At 72.3% G+C, this 17,150-nt stretch carries 17 protein-coding genes; 8 read left to right on the top strand and 9 right to left on the bottom strand.

Features of this window, described 5'->3' with window-relative positions; all coding sequences use genetic code 11:
- Nucleotide 1 precedes the first annotated feature (1 nt).
- On the top strand, nt 2-616 hold the full coding sequence (locus tag Q0Z83_RS17725; protein WP_317795052.1) for an NAD(P)-dependent oxidoreductase: 615 nt from the start codon (nt 2-4) through the stop codon (nt 614-616).
- 80 nt (nt 617-696) lie between these two features.
- On the opposite strand, the gene Q0Z83_RS17720 is transcribed toward Q0Z83_RS17725, so the two are convergent.
- Entirely contained in the window at nt 697-1,647 is a 951-nt protein-coding gene (locus tag Q0Z83_RS17720; RefSeq protein WP_317795051.1) for a hypothetical protein, read from the bottom strand.
- Nucleotides 1,648-1,725: 78 nt separating this feature from the next.
- On the opposite strand from Q0Z83_RS17720, the gene Q0Z83_RS17715 reads away from it, so the two are divergent.
- Nucleotides 1,726-2,304 carry a GNAT family N-acetyltransferase gene (locus tag Q0Z83_RS17715; RefSeq protein ID WP_317795050.1) on the top strand — a complete coding sequence of 193 codons (579 nt, stop codon included), beginning with the start codon at nt 1,726-1,728 and terminating at the stop codon, nt 2,302-2,304.
- On the opposite strand, the gene Q0Z83_RS17710 is transcribed toward Q0Z83_RS17715, so the two are convergent.
- Nucleotides 2,273-2,737: an SAM-dependent methyltransferase gene (locus Q0Z83_RS17710; protein ID WP_317795049.1), complete on the bottom strand. Its 465-nt coding sequence runs from the start codon at nt 2,735-2,737 to the stop codon at nt 2,273-2,275. The two genes, Q0Z83_RS17715 and Q0Z83_RS17710, sit on opposite strands and share 32 nt — an antisense overlap.
- A 5-nt stretch (nt 2,738-2,742) precedes the next feature.
- Nucleotides 2,743-3,120 carry a DUF4267 domain-containing protein gene (locus tag Q0Z83_RS17705; protein ID WP_317795048.1) on the bottom strand — a complete coding sequence of 126 codons (378 nt, stop codon included), beginning with the start codon at nt 3,118-3,120 and terminating at the stop codon, nt 2,743-2,745.
- 98 nt (nt 3,121-3,218) lie between these two features.
- Here Q0Z83_RS17705 and Q0Z83_RS17700 point away from each other — a divergent pair, with 98 nt between their 5' ends.
- On the top strand, nt 3,219-3,806 hold the full coding sequence (locus Q0Z83_RS17700) for a TetR/AcrR family transcriptional regulator (RefSeq protein ID WP_317795047.1): 588 nt from the start codon (nt 3,219-3,221) through the stop codon (nt 3,804-3,806).
- On the opposite strand, the gene Q0Z83_RS17695 is transcribed toward Q0Z83_RS17700, so the two are convergent.
- Nucleotides 3,782-4,519 (bottom strand): SDR family oxidoreductase, encoded by a 738-nt coding sequence (locus Q0Z83_RS17695; RefSeq protein WP_378078784.1) that lies wholly within the window; start codon nt 4,517-4,519, stop codon nt 3,782-3,784. The genes Q0Z83_RS17700 and Q0Z83_RS17695 overlap by 25 nt on opposite strands.
- 74 nt (nt 4,520-4,593) lie before the next feature.
- Between Q0Z83_RS17695 and Q0Z83_RS17690 the strand changes: the two genes are divergently transcribed.
- A complete protein-coding gene (locus Q0Z83_RS17690; RefSeq protein WP_317795045.1) occupies nt 4,594-5,193 on the top strand; it encodes a TetR/AcrR family transcriptional regulator in 600 nt (199 codons plus the stop codon).
- A gap of 1 nt (nt 5,194) precedes the next feature.
- Entirely contained in the window at nt 5,195-5,782 is a 588-nt protein-coding gene (locus Q0Z83_RS17685; RefSeq protein WP_317795044.1) for a DUF3885 domain-containing protein, read from the top strand.
- Here the strand turns inward: Q0Z83_RS17685 and Q0Z83_RS17680 are convergent.
- Genes Q0Z83_RS17680 through Q0Z83_RS17660 form a run of 5 tightly spaced genes read right to left on the bottom strand, consistent with a single transcriptional unit; the run spans nt 5,779 to nt 11,805 of the window.
- Entirely contained in the window at nt 5,779-7,131 is a 1,353-nt protein-coding gene (locus Q0Z83_RS17680) for a M28 family metallopeptidase (RefSeq protein WP_317795043.1), read from the bottom strand. The genes Q0Z83_RS17685 and Q0Z83_RS17680 overlap by 4 nt on opposite strands.
- Nucleotides 7,132-7,187: 56 nt before the next feature.
- Nucleotides 7,188-7,568 (bottom strand): hypothetical protein, encoded by a 381-nt coding sequence (locus Q0Z83_RS17675; RefSeq protein WP_317795042.1) that lies wholly within the window; start codon nt 7,566-7,568, stop codon nt 7,188-7,190.
- Nucleotides 7,569-7,604: 36 nt separating this feature from the next.
- Entirely contained in the window at nt 7,605-9,011 is a 1,407-nt protein-coding gene (locus Q0Z83_RS17670) for a P-loop NTPase family protein (protein ID WP_317795041.1), read from the bottom strand.
- Nucleotides 9,008-10,927, bottom strand: a complete 1,920-nt coding sequence (locus tag Q0Z83_RS17665; protein ID WP_317795040.1) for a P-loop NTPase family protein — start codon at nt 10,925-10,927, stop codon at nt 9,008-9,010. Before Q0Z83_RS17665 ends, Q0Z83_RS17670 begins: the two co-directional genes overlap by 4 nt.
- Nucleotides 10,928-10,959: 32 nt before the next feature.
- Nucleotides 10,960-11,805 (bottom strand): IniB N-terminal domain-containing protein, encoded by an 846-nt coding sequence (locus Q0Z83_RS17660; RefSeq protein ID WP_317795039.1) that lies wholly within the window; start codon nt 11,803-11,805, stop codon nt 10,960-10,962.
- Between the two features lie 236 nt (nt 11,806-12,041).
- Here Q0Z83_RS17660 and Q0Z83_RS17655 point away from each other — a divergent pair, with 236 nt between their 5' ends.
- The 3 genes from Q0Z83_RS17655 to Q0Z83_RS17645 are packed head-to-tail and all read left to right on the top strand — an operon-like array spanning nt 12,042 to nt 17,133.
- Entirely contained in the window at nt 12,042-13,058 is a 1,017-nt protein-coding gene (locus Q0Z83_RS17655; protein ID WP_317795038.1) for a hypothetical protein, read from the top strand.
- Entirely contained in the window at nt 13,055-15,481 is a 2,427-nt protein-coding gene (locus tag Q0Z83_RS17650) for a LuxR C-terminal-related transcriptional regulator (protein WP_317795037.1), read from the top strand. The genes Q0Z83_RS17655 and Q0Z83_RS17650 overlap by 4 nt, the downstream gene beginning before the upstream one ends.
- Entirely contained in the window at nt 15,478-17,133 is a 1,656-nt protein-coding gene (locus Q0Z83_RS17645) for a sensor histidine kinase (protein WP_317795036.1), read from the top strand. Before Q0Z83_RS17650 ends, Q0Z83_RS17645 begins: the two co-directional genes overlap by 4 nt.
- The last annotated feature ends 17 nt before the right edge of the window (nt 17,134-17,150 follow it).

The raw sequence follows: 17,150 nt of genomic DNA, 5'->3' as shown, positions 1-17,150 counted from the left end.
CATGGAGATCACCGTCCTCGGAGCGTCCGGCGCCACCGGGCTCGAACTCACCCGGCAGGCCCTCGACCGCGGGCACACGGTCGTCGCCGTCGCCCGCGACCCCCGCCGGATCGCCCTGCCGGTATCGGCGCGCCTCGTCCGTACGAGAGCCGACGTCCTCGACCCGGACGGCATCGCCGTCGCTCTGCGTGACCGGGAGGTGATCGTCTCCGGCCTCGGCGTCGCCAAGGGTGACCGGCCCGGCGTGCTGGCCGCCGGCGCCCGGGCCGTCGCCGCCGCCCGGCCGGGCCGGATCGTGTGGCTCGGCGCGTTCGGCACCGGACCGTCCGCGGCGGCGGCCGGGGCACTGACCCGCACACTGCTGAGACTGCTGCCGGACCGGGCCGACAAGGAGGCCGCCGACGCGATCGCCCGCGCCGCCGGCGCAACCGTCTTCCACGCCGGACCGCTCACCGACGGACCGTCCGGCGCGACCCGCCGCACCATCGGCCTGGACACCGCCCCGCGGCGGCTGTTCCCGGCCCGGGTCACCCGCGCCACCGTGGCCGCCGCCATGCTCGACGAGGCCGAGAACCCGGCCCACTCCGGCGGCATCGCGCTTCCACTGCAACGCTGACCGCCGGTCATCGTCGTCACGCGCCGGTGTCGCCCGGCATCCCCACCTTCGTCGGCCGGCAGTGCAAGGGCGGCTGCTGCTCACATGTCGTACCGGTACCAGCAGTGGGGCTCGCCGGCGGCCTGAAGCCACAGCGCCGCATCCCGACCGATGCGGCCGTACGACCAGCTCGACGGAGACCGGCCGTCCGGCAGCAGCAGCCGTTCGCGGCCCGTCTCGACGACGGCCGGCCCCTCGCGTACCGCCCGGCGGATCTCCCACCGATATCCGGACCCGGTGCGCCGCTGGTCGAGGAACGCCAGCTCGGCGCCGTCGACCGCCAGCCCATGGCACCTGGTCACAGGATTCTCCGTGGTGACGCTCCGGACCTCACGGGCGTCGAGTTCCACCAGGGGGAAGTCGACGTACGGGCACGCGTGCACGAGGTCCCGGCCGACGTTCAGCGCATAGCAGTCGCACCAGGTCAGCCCGGGAGTCGACAGCGGCACCATCCACGGGTCGCCGCCGGTGCGGTCCCACCGGGCCAGACCGATCATGAACGCGTACGAGCGGGTGCCGTCGCCGTTGGGCTGCCAGTAGTTCGACTCGTCGAAGTAGCTGATCCAGATGCCGTCGTGCCGGTCGGTCAGGAGCTGCCCGATGGCGTCGCCCACGTAGAACGCCGCCTCGACCTCGCCCCGACCGTTGATCACCCGCACGTTTCTGGTCAGGTCGAGTTCGTCGTCCGGAACCGGCTCCCCATGGCGCTCATGGGAGACACCGGACGGCCCGCAGCGTGCACTACCCAGGACGAAGCCGTCGCCGAGGGCGTCGATCAGATTGAACCGGAGATCGAGACCCCGCAGTGCCGTCTCGTGGACCTCGTCGCCGTCACAGGTCAGCACGACCGCGTCATACGGCGCAGTGGGGGAGGGATCGGTGACCAGCGCGAGCATCCGGCCGCGATGGTCGATGGTGGAGGCCAGGACCTCCAGATGGGTGTGACGCTCGGGAAGCCGCGCGTGTAGCGCGAGCCGGCGGTCAGTGGCCATAGGCCTTTCTGGTCGTCATCGATCCATGGTCGCACTATTCGGTTGGCGTCCGGAACGCGGGTGGCTACGGTCCCGGACATGCACATTCGTATCGAGCAGGACCGCGACCGTCCGGCAGTGCGCGAGGTCCAGCGGACCGCGTTCGGCGGTGCGCACGGCGACACCGTGGCCCGTCTGGTGGACGCTCTACGCAACGACGATCCGTCGGTGCTGTCGCTGGTGGCCGAGCGGGATGACGAGGTCGCCGGGCACGTCATGTTCAGCCGGGCGCTGGTCGACGCCCCGCGACGGCTGGTCCGGGTGCGGACGCTGAGCCCGCTCGCGGTCGCCCCGGCCCGGCAGCGCACCGGCATCGGTGTCGCGTTGATCCGCGAGGGCCTGCGGCGGCTCGACGAACTCGGCGTCCCGCTGGTGTTCCTGGAGGGCGACCCGGCCTACTACTCCCGGTCCGGTTTCGAACCGGCGCGGGAGCACGGCTTCCGCAAGCCGTCGCTGCGGATCCCGGACGCGGGCTTCCAGGTGGTACGGCTGTCGGCGTACGAACCGTGGATGACCGGCACCTTCGTCTACGCGGACACGTTCTGGGAGCACGACTGTGTCGGCCTGCGCGAGCCGGAACCCGAGGTCACCGCCAGTACCTCGACATCAGGTCGCTGACCCAGGCGGGCTGTTCGACATTCGCCGGCACGAACTCCACCAGCGCCGGTTTCAGGTCGATCACCGGGGTGCCGGCGATCGCGTCGAGGCCGACGACGGTCAGTTCGCGGCCCTCGACCGAGACGATGGCGCAGGTGGTCACGCCGATCCGGTTGGGGCGGCGCGGGGCCCGGCCGGCGAAGACGCCGACCGGCGGAAGATCAGGGCGGCCACGGTACGGGCGGGGCTCCCGGTAGTCGTCGTGCTCCGGGAACCGGTCGAAGACGAACAGCACCTCGACGTGCGAGAAGCCGTCCAGTCCCTGGAGGCAGGCGTCACCGAACCGCTCGTCGACGGTGATCGTGCTGCGGACGGCACCCCAGTCGTCGGTGTCCTGCACGTCGGTGCGGTCGTTGTGGACCGTACCGATGGAGGTGATCGTGAAGTCTGTCATGGTCCTCAACCGATCAGCAGGATCGCGGTGGCCACCAGCATGACCGCGGCGGTGGCCGCGTGGACGCCGTAGGCGATCGCCTTGGGGCCGTTGCTGCGCAGCACGATGAGCGCGTCGCCGACCGGGATGCCGGTGGCGGCCAGTATGAACCAGCCGAGCAGGTGCGGGGTCGCCCCGGCCATCAGGATGAAGGTGAAGACGCCGGCGGCGACGTCGCGCACCGCCTTGACCCGCAGCCAGGACCGGAAGGCGGGATCGTCGGTCGGTGTGTCGGGAATGCCGAACCCGGCCGCCGCGCGGGGCGTGCGGAGCCCGTTGAGGCCGATCACGAAGATGCCGGCACCGACCAGTCCGGTGAGCACGTAGGCGACGGTGAGAAGCATGCGAGGTCCCCTCGAAAAGCACGAATCTAGCGTTGCTAGAACTGATAGCGACGTTAGGCTATCGATGCAAGCATGTCTAGCGCTGCTAGGATCCGGACATGTCCGCGAGTAGCGAGCGTCGTGAGCGCGAACGCGCCCAGCGCCACCAGATGATCATCAGGACCGCGCGTGAACTCGCCGAGGCCGAGGGCTGGGAGGCGGTGACGACCCGGCGGCTGGCCGAACGCGTCGAGTACAGCCAGCCCGTGCTGTACAGCCACTTCAAGGGCAAGGACGCGATCGTCGGTGCGGTGGCGCTGGACGGGTTCGGTGAGCTCGCCGAGCACCTGCGCCGGGCGCGACTGGCCGCGACCGGGCCCGCGCTGCGTGCCGTCGGCGCCGCCTACCTGGAGTTCGCGATCGCGCGGCCGGCTCTCTATCAGGCCATGTTCGTGCTGCCGACCGACCTCGCGTTCGCCAGTGACGAGACGCCGGCTCCGATGCGGGCCTGCTTCGACGAGTTCGTCAGCTGTTTCCCCGCCGACGACGAGCGGGGCGGGCTCGCCGCCGAGGTCACCTGGAGCGCGCTGCACGGCATGGCCGTGCTCTCCGCCGGCGGCCGCATCCCCGGCGTGTGGCAGCAGGAGCGCCTCGACCTGCTCGTCAGTCGATTCGCCGTCGATCAGGCGGCGCCGCCGTTGGCGTAGAGCACCTGGCCGTTCACCCAGCGGCCGGGGCCGGCCAGGAACGCGGTCACCTCGGCGATGTCCTCCGGGGTGCCCAGGCGCTCCATCGGGTTCAGGCTCGCGATGTGCTCGACGACCTGCTCGCTCTTGCCCTCGAAGAACAGCGGTGTCGCGGTCGGGCCGGGCGCCACCGTGTTGACCGTGATGTCCCGGCCGCGCAGCTCACGGGCCAGGATCAGGGTCATCGCCTCGACCGCGCCCTTCGAGGCGGCGTACGCGCCATAGGTCGGCATCTGCAGCCGGGTCACCGATGTCGAGAAGTTGATGATCGCCCCGCCCGCGCGGACCTGCCGGGCGGCCAGTCGGCTGATGACGAAGGTGCCACGCACGTTCGTGCGCTGAATGCGGTCGAAGGTGTCCAGATCCATCTCGGCGATCGGCGCGAGCGGCATGATCCCGGCCGTGTGGGCGATCACGTCGACCCCGCCGAACGTGTCGGTGGCGTGCTGGAACAGCGTGGCCATCGGCTCCGGTTCGGCGACGTCGCCGCCGAACGCGGTGGCCCGCCCGCCGGCCGCGACGATGGTCTTGACGGTCTCCGCGGCCTTCGCCTCGTTGCCGCTGTAGTGCACGACCACGGCCAGGCCGTCGGCGGCCAGCCGCTCGGCGACGGCCCGGCCGATGCCGCCGGATCCGCCGGTGACGATGGCGACGCGGGTGTTCTCGGTCATCACGACTCCCAGTTATATGAACTCGATGTCCATATAACGTATCGCGATAAAAACAGGTTGTCCACTAATCTGGCGGGGTGACGTCTGAAACCCCGCCCCGCCGAGGCCGCGGACGCCGGCCCGCCGCCGAAGTCCGCGCCGGTGTCCTGCGCGCCGCCGCCGACCTGCTGCTCGGCGAGGGCATCAAGGCGGTCACCTTCGACCGGGTCGCGGCGGCCGCCGGATCCAGCAAGGTCACCCTCTACAAATGGTGGCCGTCAGCCGGCGCCCTCGCCGCCGAGGCCTACTTCACCCACAGCGCGCCCCGACTGGAGTTCCCCGACACCGGCGACCTGCGCGCCGACCTGATCACGCAGATGCGCGCCTTCGTCCGCCTGCTCACCGCGGGCGGCGCCGGACCGGTCATCGCCGGGCTCATCGGCGTCGCCCAGACCGACCCGGAACTGTCCGCGGCCTTCTCCCGGCACTACTCCCGACCGCGCCGGGCGCTGGCGCTGACCACCTTCGAGAAGGCCCGCGACCGCGGTGAACTGCGCCCCGACGTCGACCTCACCCTGCTCGTCGACCAACTGTGGGGCGCCTGCTACCACCGCCTGCTCGTCCCGGACGAGCCGCTGACCGAGGACTTCGCCGTGGCCCTGGTCGACAACGCCCTCGACGGCGCCCGGCCCCGCTGAGATGGACCCCACCGAACTGGACGCGGCCTGGCGTGCCGCCTGGAGCGGCTGCCCGCCGGTCGCCGGCCGACTGCGCGCCTGGTATCCCGGGCTCGCGGTCCGCTTCCACACCCTGCCGAACGCACAGCGGTACGCGACGTCCGCATCGGAGCGTGCCGAGATCCTGCGCCGCCACCATGCCCTCCTCGAGATGGTCTTCGAGGACGCCGAGCCCGTCTGGGACGGACTGATCGCGGTCACCTGCTCCTGGTCCGATTCGCCGGTGCCGACTCCCCGCGACGACGCGGTGGCGTCCACCACGCCGGACGCGGCCTACTGGCGGAGCGAGAACCTGGCTACCGACCCGGACCTCGACTCCTGGCAACACCACCACATCTCACGACTGCCCCTGCTCGGAACCTCACTCGACCGGCTGCTGCTCTGTGTGGCCGACGACCTGACCGACGGCGTCCTGCTGACCAGCGCCGCCTGCGCGTCGGTCTACCACCCCTACGACGGCGGCATGGACGTGTTCGTCCCGACCGCCGACGCCCGTGACCGGCTCACCTCCACGTTCGCCGCCTGGCTGCCGCCGCGTGCCCGGCCCTAACTCGACGGCTTCGGGGCGGCGGCCGGGCTCCGGTGGCCGGTGGTGTCGACTGCCCGTACACCGAAGAAGACGTTGTCCTTGGACAGGTCGACCGTCACCGTGCTCACCCTGCCCACCGGCAGGCAGTGCTGCCAGTCGGCGGCGGTCGTCTCGCGCCACACCACCTCGTAACCGGCCAGGTCGGGTTCGGTGCCCGGCTGCCAGCGCAGCGTCGTCGCGTTGGTCAGCTGGGTGGTGTCGATGACCACGCCCTTCGGGGTGCCCGGGGCCTGCGCCAGCGACCACAGGGCGGACGCGTTCACCCGGGCCACCCGGGCGATGTACCCGAAGTCGCAGAACTCCGGCAGGTCGCCGTACTGGACGCCGTTCTCCACCCGGACATCCTGATGTTCGTGGTTGAAGTTCTCCCGCGGCTCGGTGAAACGAGCCGCCGGATAGCCGCGCAGCAGGAACGAGATGTGATCGCTGCCGCGCAGGTAGCGGTCGCGGCGCCAGACCACCCGGACGTTCATGTCGTCCGGTTCGGCGTCCTTGACGAAGCGGCCCAGCTGCCGGGACGGGCCGTCGTTCTCGCCGCCGGTGCTCTTGCGCGTGTTCGCCTCGGCGGCGGTCTCCGCGGTGGGCACCCCCTCGACGAACAGGCGGACCGTGCGCGGGTCGTTGCGGGTGCCGTCGTGGGCGTTGCCGGTGCCGACGATGTCGTTGCTGAACATCGCCTGCACGTCGGCGCCCGCGTCCTTGTACTGCTGGGCCATGTGGTCGGAGCCGTAGAGGCCCTGCTCCTCACCGGCGACCGCGGCGAACACCAGCGTCGACTCCGGCTCACGGGTGGCCAGCACCCGGGCCAACTCCATGATCACCGCCACGCCGGACGCGTCGTCGTCGGCGCCGGGGGCGTCCTTGACCGCGTCCATCACGTCGGTGACCCGCGAGTCGTAGTGGCCGGTGACCACGTAGATCCGCTCGGGGGTGACGCTGCCGCGCAGGGTGGCGATGACGTTGGTGATCCGGGTCGGCGCCGGCACCCGCGGGGAGACCGGCTGGATGAACGACTGCAGCTCGACGGTCATCCGGCCACCACCGGCCGCGGCGTAGCCCTGCATCTCGGCGAAGATCCAGTCACGGGCGGCGCCGATGCCGCGGACCGGATCGTCCTGGACCGACAGGGTGTGCCTGGTGCCGAACGAGACCAGTTTCCGCACGATCGCCTCGATGCGAACCGGATCGATCTCCTTCAGGATTCTTCGCAGCTCCCGGTCGGGTGCCGCGGCTCGGGCCGGACTGGCGGAAGCGGCGACACCGGCGGCTGTCGCCGCACCCGCCACCAGAAACGTGCGCCTCGTGGACATGCGCCCCACTCTGCTCCACCGGACGACACATGTCCACGCTCATCGATGTATTGCGGTCAGACCCCGGTCGCCCGGATGAAGGAGACGATGAACGCGATGAACACCCCCCACACCACGACGGCGTGCCCGGCCAGGACCCCGACGATCCGGGCCGGGCCCGGCGCCGACGCGTCGACCTGGAGGACCCGGACCGCGGCATACGGCGTCCAGCCGAACAGCACAGCCGCGGCCACAGCCGGTACGGCGTAGATCATGGTGCTGTCGTCACGGCACGAGTCGCTGAAACAGGCCAGCGAGGCCATCGCCATGAAGACGAAGTAGAGCACCGGCAGCAGCGCGACCACCCGGGCGACCCACAGAACGACAGTCGCCCCGGTGGATCGGGGCTGCCAGGCCGACCGGGCCGGCCTGGTGATCTCCGCGGGATCAGTAGACATGCCGGTGATCATGGCACGTCGATCCATCCCGGTTTGTCAGCCAGTGACCGACGTCATCGACTCGTCGCCGGCCAGCATCGCCTCGCAACTGCGCAACACCACGGCCGCCGCGCGCCGCTGCGCCGGGGTCCGGTCGCCCAGACCCGCCTCGCGACGCCAGCGTTGCGCGCAGTCCTCGGCGACCGCCCAGATGTCGTCCACGGTGGCCTCGGTCGGCAGACCCAGCCGCTCACCCAGGCTGGTCCCGGCGCCGCCGAGTAGGCGTACCGCCTCCTTGGCCTGGTCGGCCGCAAGCATCACCCGCCCGGACCGCAACGCCGACAGCAACCGCATCTCGGCGAAATCGTGCGCCCCGGCCAGCAACAGCTCCAACTCGGCCAGCAGATGCCCGGACGGCGGCAGCCGTTCGGTCCGCAACAGATGGTCCAGCACGATCAGCGCCGACCGGGCCTTGAGCGCCGACCGCCGGGCCACGAACAGCTCCGCGACCGACGCCTGCAGATCCTTCAGCCCGCTGTAGTCCTGCAGCCGCTCACCCAGCACCGACGCGGTCGCCGAACCGGTCCGCAACAGCGCCAACGCCAGCCGGACACCACCCAGCCCGAAGCGTTGCAGCAGCTCCAGCCGCATCCGCGCGTCGACGGCGGGCAGCGCCCCGGCCGTGGTGAACCGGTCGGTCGACAACAGGAACGGATCCGATGCGGTACGCGGAAGGGCCGCGATCGCCGACAGGGCCCGCACCTCGTCGTCGCGCAGCGTCCGTGCCGCCTGCCCGATCAGCGGCGACACCGCCACCACGTCCTGGCAGAGCGCCCCGATCGCCGGTTCCCTACGCCGTCGCCGGGCGATCCGCCGGGCCTCGAGGAGCCCGTCCGGCAGCCCGTCGCCGTGCATGTCGGCCTTGGTCAACACCACCATCGCGTGCACCGGCGACACCGACGGCCCGCGCAGCCCCCGCCCGGCCCGCAGGAAGTCCAGGTCGGGCTCCCCGATCCGGGGCGTCAGCAGCAGCACCGCGTCGGCCTCGGTCAGTACCTGACCGACCGGCGCGGACGAGCCGGTGTCGATCAACTCGGTCTTGCGCAGCACCCGGCTCGGCCACTGCACCACCGCCCGCGGCGCCGCCGAGTCCAGGCGCAACCCGTTCGCGGTCCGGACGACCGGCACCTCATAGGGCCGCCCGTGCTCCGGATGACTCCACGCCCGTAGCTCGGTGCCGTCCCGGTAGGTCACGAACCCGGCCTGCTCGACCGGCGCCACCTCCTCGCCGACCAACGCGTTGACCAGGGTCGACTTCCCGGTCCGGGCGGCACCGGCGACGGCCAGGCGCAGCGGCCCGGTGAACCGCTCCAGCGCGAGGTGCAGACGCGGGTGGCCACGGTAGACCTGCGCGGCCCGCTGCAGCAGGTCGTACGTACGCCGTTCGAGCTCCTCGCCGATCACGCCCGCGCCCGATCGGTGAGCGCCTGCGCCTGCGAATGCAACTCGGCCAGCCGGGTCAGCTCCTCACGCAGCCGGCGGCCGTGCGCCTCCCGTACGGCCGCGTCCCGGTCGGCGGCGGCCTTCGCGTTGCGCAGCGACTCCATGGTCTCCTCCTGGAGATCCTCGGTGACCGCCGTGAAATGGTCACGCAGCGCCCGCTGGGCCCGCCGGACACTGTCCCGGGCGTCCTTGTTGAGCTTGGTGAAGATGTCGTCGACGTGCTGCCGGACCGCGTTACGGGCCTCGGTCTGCCGCCGTTTCAGCAGCGTCTTGCTCTCGTCGCGGACACTCTTGCCACCGAACAGGGCGCCACCGCCGATCGAGATCGGGTTGATCAGCGACATCCCGGCCAGACTGGTGGCCAGACCGAACATCACCACCCCGCCGTACGAGCCCCGCAACCCGATGAACAGCTTCTGCCCCGGAGTGAACGTCGCCACCGGCGGCGCGTCGAGCGTCGACACCCCCTGCAGCACCCCGCCGTCGGTGACCGCCAGCGCCGTCGAGGGCAGCACATCACCCGCTTCCGGCGGGAACATGTCGGCGGTCCGCCGGGCCATCCACTCGGTGCGCTCGGCCAACCACGTCATGCTCGTCGTCGCCATCTCCTGCAACGCGTCGCGCAGCCACGGCTCGAACTCGTCCCAGCTCTTGGCCGGATCGTTGGTGGTGAAGAACTCGTCGGCCTCGGCGAGCAGCGCCTTCACCCGTTCCCGCAGATCGTGTTCGATGTCCGACATCAGGTCACCGACCTCGTCGGACAGCCGGTTCTGCCAGCGGACCGTACATTTGCGCAGGTCGTCGAGGCGCCGATGGGTCGCCTGCAGATGTGCCGCGGCGTCCGACGAACCGCCGTCGCCCTGGCTGTCCAGCTCGGCCCGCAGCGGCACCGCGAGCTCCTGCAACACCACCCGGGTCAGCGCCCCGGCGGTGGCCCGGGCCAGCCGGTCGGGCTTCGCCTCGACCATCTTCCGCAGATGGACGAGCAGGTCAGCGAACCCGGACTCGCGGTTCAGAGCATCGTCGGAGGTCCGGACCGCGTGCACCCGCAACGACGACGACACCGCCGCGACCGCCGCCGGGATCCCAGCCCGGTTCAACCGCAGCCGACTGTCGGCCAGGTCCCGGCGCCAGTCGGCCGCGTAGTCGGCCTTGGTCAGCACCACCAACAGCCCGGGGAAACTCTGGCCGAGCACGGACAGGACGGCCAGCTCGTCATCGCCGAGCTGCCGTCCCGTCTCACAGGTCCACAACACCAGGTCGGCGCCGACCCGATCGGCCAGATCCGGTGCCGCCGCCGCGACCTGCAGCGCCGGAGCGTCGATCAGCACCAGACCACCGGCCAGCAACGACCGCGGCACCCCGATGTCCACGTGCACCGCGGCACCCGCCGGCAGGGTCGCCGCGGCCTCCGCCAGCGACGCCCCCAGCCGCTCGGCGACCAGCGGGATCCGCGACTGCAGCCCGACCGCGGCCGTCCAGTCGGCATCCGGGGTGTCGCGCCGGATCAGATGCGCGACGGGTGTGTCGGCATGCCGGACCACCGTCGGCACACCCGCGTCGGTGTCCGGCAACACACCGCACACCGACGCGTTGACCAGCGCGTTGATCAGCCGGCTGCGGCCCTGCTGAGGAGGCCCGGTGACCAGCACCCGCAACTGCGGATGCAGCAGCCGGGCCCGCCGGCGCGCCAACCGTTCGGCGAGATCGGCCCGACCGTGCGCCTGGCACGTCCGGATCACCGCGTCCATGGTGTCCATCCACCACGGATCAGCGCCGACCGCCGCGCCGCGCAGCGGGTCGGGCGCCTGCCGGGGATGCGGGATCAGGGAAGCGGGACCCGTCTGTGCCGTCGTCCCGGCTTCCCAGCTCGTCATCCGCGTCCGTCAGCCTCTCGTCATGGTGCCGTCTACAGGATGCCGAACACCTCACCGTGCGCGTCCGGCTGCTCGGCGACCTGGTCTCCGCCGGAGAGCAGACCGCCGGTCAGGCCACCGGTCAGGCCGTGCAGGGTGCCGCCGACACCGGAGACCGTACCGGTCACGGTGTCACCGAGCCCGTCGACGACATCCAGAGATGTGACACCGCTCAGGTCCGGCTGGATCAGCGATCCGATCGAAGAGGTTGCCTCGTGAACCCCGGCGACGTCAAGCAATCCGGAACCGACCGGCTCAACCACGGACGGAACGTGCGTAACCGTGTCGAGCACCCCACCCACGTCACCGGTCAGACCGCCGGTCAGATCACCGGTCACACCGCTGTCGTAGGGGACCGGCTCCGCCACGAAGGTCGACGAGGTGGTGACGGCACTGTGCACCGCACTGTCCACGACCAGATCGGGGTCGTGGTCGGCACCCAACCCACCGACCGACACCGACGTGCCGACCCCCACCCCGACACCGACGTCGAGAGCGTCCAGGCCGAGCACACTCACGTTCACACTGCTCGACGCGTTCACCTCGGCCAGCGGGTCGTGCGTGACCTGCGCCGCGATCGCCTGCAGCTGCGCCACCGCGCCCGCCACGTCCAGGCTGGCCACCCCCGTGGTCAGGTCGTCCAGACCGTCCGGCCCGGTCAGCCCGGTGACCGGCGCCGAGTCGAGCACCAGCGGCAGCACCTGCTGCACGTCGGTGGCGGTGATGTCGTCCAGCCCGGCGTGCCGCAGGGTCGCCTCCGGGTCCAGTTCGAACGCCGACCGGGCGGCCGGGTCGTAGATCAGGTTGAGAACGAAGTCCTGCAGGGTGGGCGAAGTCATGTCGAGCTCCTAGACGCTGATTGCAGAGACGCTGATGCGGATCGAACGGCGCGGGCCCGGCGCCGAGAAGAAACCTACGGACGCCGGCCGCCCCCGGGCATCGGGGTCGAGTCCCCAACCACACCCGACGGCCGGTTAGGGGATTAGGGGATCTCCGGCCGCCGATTTTTGGGGGGACGATTCAAACCCGCATTTTGGTACGAACGTGGGGTACCGACCTCGGAGGAGTTGAACGCGTGTCCTACGTGCTGGGAATCGACATCGGTGTCGGCACCGTCAAAGCCGCCGTCTGCCGACGCACCGCCCCCGGCGATCCCGGCGGTCCCGGCTGGGGCCCGGCACAGCCGATCTCCCTGGGCGCCCGCTCCCCGCTGGTCGCGTCCGCACTACGGATGACCGCCGACGGCACCGTCGTCCCCGCCGAGATCGGCCAGCACCCACCCGACGCGGTCGGCGGCTACCTGCACCGGGTCGGCGATCCACTCCCGATGTACTTCGCCGGCGGCTACTTCCCGGCACACGGCCTGACCGCCGCGATGGCCCGCTGGGTCGTCGACCGGGTCTGGGAGATCATGGGCGAACCCCCGATGCGCGTCGCGGTCGCCCACCCGTCCGGCTGGGGCGCCGGCCGCCTCGGCCTGCTCCAGGCCGGCCTGGCCGAAGCCGACCTGATGGGCTCGGTGCTGGTCACCCGGGCCCGCGCCGTCGTCGAGTGCCACCAGGCCGCGGGCCGCGCACCCACCGGCGGCGGCCTACTCGGCGTCTACCGGCTGGGCGGCTCGACCGCCGAGATCGCCCTGATCGCCCCGCAACAGCCGGGCCGGATGGAACTGCTCGCCTCAGCCGAGCTCAACGACGTCGCCGGGTTCGAAGTCGACGCTCTGACCCCGGCCGACGCCCGCGCCCAGATCCAGCCCACGATCGACCTCGCCGCGGCCCTGGTCCGCAGCCGTGGTTTCGGAACCGACGATCTTTCCGCCATTTTGATCGCCGGAGTGGACGGCCCCGTATGCACAGTCGTGTCCGATCTGCTCAGCGCGGTGTTCCCCGCACCCGTCGTGCGTGACCCGCAGCCGCGCATGACGGTCGCGGTCGGCGCCGCCCTGGCCGGGCGTCCGCCCGTACCCCCGAACGATCCGGCCGTGGCCGGCCCGACCGACGCCTTCGCCGTGCTGCCGGCGGCATCGCCGCCGCACCTCGCCCCACCGCGCCCGCCGGTCAACCTGGTCGCGGTCCGGGCGGACGTCCGATGACGACGCTCCTGGCCCGCGTCGCCGCCGACCCCACCGCGCCGCTGCACGCCGCCGTCGCCGCACCCGGCGGCTACGGCAAGACCACCCTGCTGCGGCAGCTCACCGACGCCTACCGCACCGCCGAGGTCAAGGTGACCGGCCCGTGGCCGCCCCGCGAACCGGCCGCCGACCACGCGCTGCTCATCGACGACGCCCACCTGCTCACCCCGCGCCAGCTCGACGACCTGCGCGAACACGCCGAACAGCCGGACGCCCGGATCGTCGTCGCGCACCGACCGTGGCCGCGCCGCCCGGAACTGCTGCGGCTCCTCGAAGCGCTTCGCCGCGGCGGCCCGGCCATCAACCTGCCGACGCTCACCCCGGTCCAGATCGCCGGACACCTCACCGCACCCAGCGACGACCTGGTCGGCTGGGTGGCCGCACAGACCGCCGGCATCCCGCGCTACGTGACCAGGCTCGCCGACGCCCTGCCCACCACCGGACCACGGCAGATCCCGGTCGCCGCGCTCGCCCCGTTCGCCGCCGAACTCGACGAACTCGACCCGGCCGTACGCACCCTGCTGCTGGCCGTCGAAGCCGGTGCCGGACTGTCGTTCGACCTGGTCGCCGCGGTCCTCGACGACAACGCCGACGTGGCCGAACTCGTCGACGCCGGCCGCGCCACCGGCATGCTCGCCGCCGACGGCACCCTCGTCCCGCTCGCCCGCCGCGCCATCGCCGCCCTCGGCCCGATCAGCCAGCGCATCGACGTACGCCAGCGCCTCGCCGCCCTGCAGATGGCCCGCGGCGGCCCGGTCCTGCCGCTGGTGCGCCCGCTGCTGCGGGTCGCCGCCGCCCCCGGGCTGGTCCCCGGCGCCGCCGGCAGCGGCCTCGGCCACGTCTACGAGGCCGCCGGTGAAGAGGCCCTCGGCGACGACCCGGCACTGGCCGCCGAACTGTTCGCCGCGGCCGCGGGCGCCGGCCGCACGACCGGATCCCGCCGGGCCCTGGCCACCGCGCTGGCCGGCGACCTCGACCACGCCTCCCGCCTCACCGACCAGGTCCTCGCCGCCGGCACCCCCGAACAACGGGCCGAAGCCGCCTACGTGGCCGCCGCCGTCCTCGCCCACCGCGGACAGACCGCGCAGGCCGTCCGCCTCTACGAATGGGCCGGCACCGACGTCGCCAACGGATTCGCCGCGGTCGGCCTCACCGCGGTCGGACGCCTCACCGACGCCGAACGCCTGATCCGCCCGGACGACACCACGACACAGCCACCGACCTCACTGAGCGCCGCCGCCACCCTGATGGCCCGCGGCACCGCCGAATCGGTCACCGGCCCACCCGCCGCCGCCCTGTCCACCCTGGTCCAGGCCGCCACCCTGATCGACCCGGCCGGACCGGCCGTCCTCCTGCCGGACAGCCCGGCCGCGGTCGGCGCGCTGCTGGCCATGCACTGCACCGAACTCGACGTCGCCGACTCGCTGCTCACCCGGGCCGAACACCGCGGCACCGGCGGCCCGCTGCTGGCCGGCCGCCACCACCTGTTGCGCAGCTGGGTGCTGCTGCTGCGCGGCCGGCTCACCGACGTCGAACAGCGCCTGCCCGCAACCACCCCGGCCACCGCCGCCCAAGGCCGCGACGACCTGCTCGCCACCGCCCTACGGGTCGGCCTGGCCCGCCGCAACGGCGACCTGGTCGGCCTGCGCACCGCCTGGCCGGACGCCTGCCAGGCCCTCATCGGACAACCCGTCGAGCTGTTCAACCTGCTACCGCTCGGCGAACTCGCGGTCGCCGCGGCCCGCCTCGGCGAATCCCACCGGGTCGCCGGGCACCTCGCCGAAGCCGACCGGCTCCTGACCGGACTCGGCGACCCACCGGTGTGGACCGTGCTACCGCACTGGTACCGGCTGCAGGCCGCGATCCTCGGCGGCGACCAGGACACCGCCCGCGAACACGCCGCCCGCCTCGACGCCGCCCGCCACGCCGGAACCTACGCCGCCGCATTCGCCGACGCGGCCGCCGTCTGGCTCGACGTGCTCACCGGGCAGGCCGACCCGGAAGCCGTGGTCGCCGCCTCCCGCACCCTCAGCCTCGCCGGACTCACCTGGGACGCCGCCCGCCTCGCCGGGCAGGCCGCCATCCGCACCTCCGACCGCAAGGCGATGGCCCTGCTCCTCGACTCGGCCCGCGCCCTGCAGGACCGCGGGACCAGGCCCACCCCGGCCGGCGGCCAACAGCTGCTCAGCGCCCGCGAACGCGAGGTCGGCGCACTCGTGCTGGCCGGCATGACGTATAAACAGATCGCCGACCGGCTCTACCTGTCGGCGAAGACCGTGGAGCATCACATGGCACGCATCCGGCAGCGACTCGGCTGCACCGACCGGCACGACCTGCTCAGCCGGCTCCGCGAGATCATCGGCGAGCCCGAGGCCACCGCGTGAACCGCCGCATCCAGGTCATCGGCGGGGTGCTGCTGGTGACCTTCTGGGCCGCCGCCGCGGTCCCCGCCGTCACCACGGCCGTCCGGGCACTCACCGACCGGGTCACCAGCGACCGGCTCGACCGGCCCGTCGAAGAGACGATCCTCGCCCTCGAAGCCGAACGTCGCGTCTCGGTCACCGGCCAACCGATCCTCGAACTCACCGCCCAACGCGGTCGCACCGACGACACCATCGAACGGTTGCGGCAGGCCTCCGGGTTTCCCGCCGGCGACGGTACGGCCGCCACGCTCCTGAACCGACTCGACGAACTCTCCGAGCTCCGGGTGAAGGTCGACGGCGGCCGCCTCGACCGGCGCGAGGTGGTCAGCGCCTACACCGCGCTGATCGACCCCGCCTCCGACCTCGGCTCGCCGCTCAGCCGCTCCCGCGAGATCCTGGCCGAAGAGGACGCGCTGCTCGCCGCCGTCTCCACCGGCAAGGGGCCGACCACCGCCGACCGCACCCGCCTGACCCAGCTCGCCGGAGCCCGCCGGGTCCTGTTCAGCGCCGCCGGCACCACCCTGCCGGAAGCCGCCGCCCAACGCCACCGGGACCTGGCGGGCAGCCCCGCGATGGTCCGCCTGACCCGGATCGAGGACGAACTCGCCGCCTCCCGCGACGGGCTCCGCGAACCGGCCGCCTGGTCACCGACGTTCAACGAACTCAACACGGCCCTGTGGGACCTGCAGGACAGCGCCACCCGGGAGGCCGCCGACACCGCCACCCCGCGCGCCGTCACCGCCGCGGTCTGGGCCGGAACCGTCGGCGGCATCGGTTTCGTCGCCGTCCTCGGACTGCTGATCGCGGCCCGCCGCACCCGACACGCCACCGCCGCGGCGACCACCGACACGGCGACCACCGCCACCGGGCCGTGGCACCGCACCGACGGCCTGCTGCATGACCTCGACCGCCGCAACCAGGGCCTGCTCCAACGGCAGCTACGCCTGCTGGACTCCCTCGCCCGCCGCGCCGACGACGAACAGAACGCCGCCGACCTGCGCCGGGCCGGCACCTTCGGAACCCGGCTACGCCGCAACGTGGAGAAGGGCATCACCCTCACCGGCGGCACCCCCGACCGCGACTGGCCACGCCTGGTACCGATGACCGACGTGCTCCGCGAGGCGGCCGCCGAGATCAGCGACCACGACCGGGTCGACACCGACTCGGTGGAACCCGCCTACCTGGCCGGGACCGCCACCACCGACCTGATCCACCTGCTCGCCGAACTCCTCGAGAACGCCGCCGGCTTCGCCCCCGCCGACTCACGCATCGTGGTCGCGGGGGAGCACGACCCGGCCGGATACCTGATCACCGTCACCGACGTCGGACCCGGCATGACCGACGACGACCTGGCCACCGGCCACGACGTGATGGCCAGCGCCGCACCACCGCCCGGCGGAACCTGGTGGGGACTGTGGGCGGCCGGCCGGTTCGCCGCCCGTCAGGACACCACCGTCACCCTCCACAACGACCCCTCCGGCGGCCTGATCGCCACCGTCCGGGTGCCGCTACCCCTGGTCACCGGCCGTCCCACGGCCGCCGGCGCCGGGGAACACCGACCCGGAGACGAACTCGCCGACACTCGCACCGGCTACCGGGCGGTCGTCGAATGAGCCTCCCACCCGAGCCT

It is taken from the genome of Actinoplanes sichuanensis, assembly GCF_033097365.1.
GTDB lineage: Bacteria > Actinomycetota > Actinomycetes > Mycobacteriales > Micromonosporaceae > Actinoplanes > Actinoplanes sichuanensis.
Note: the sequence above shows the minus strand (reverse complement) of the source record. Positions and strands in the feature narration are given on the sequence as shown.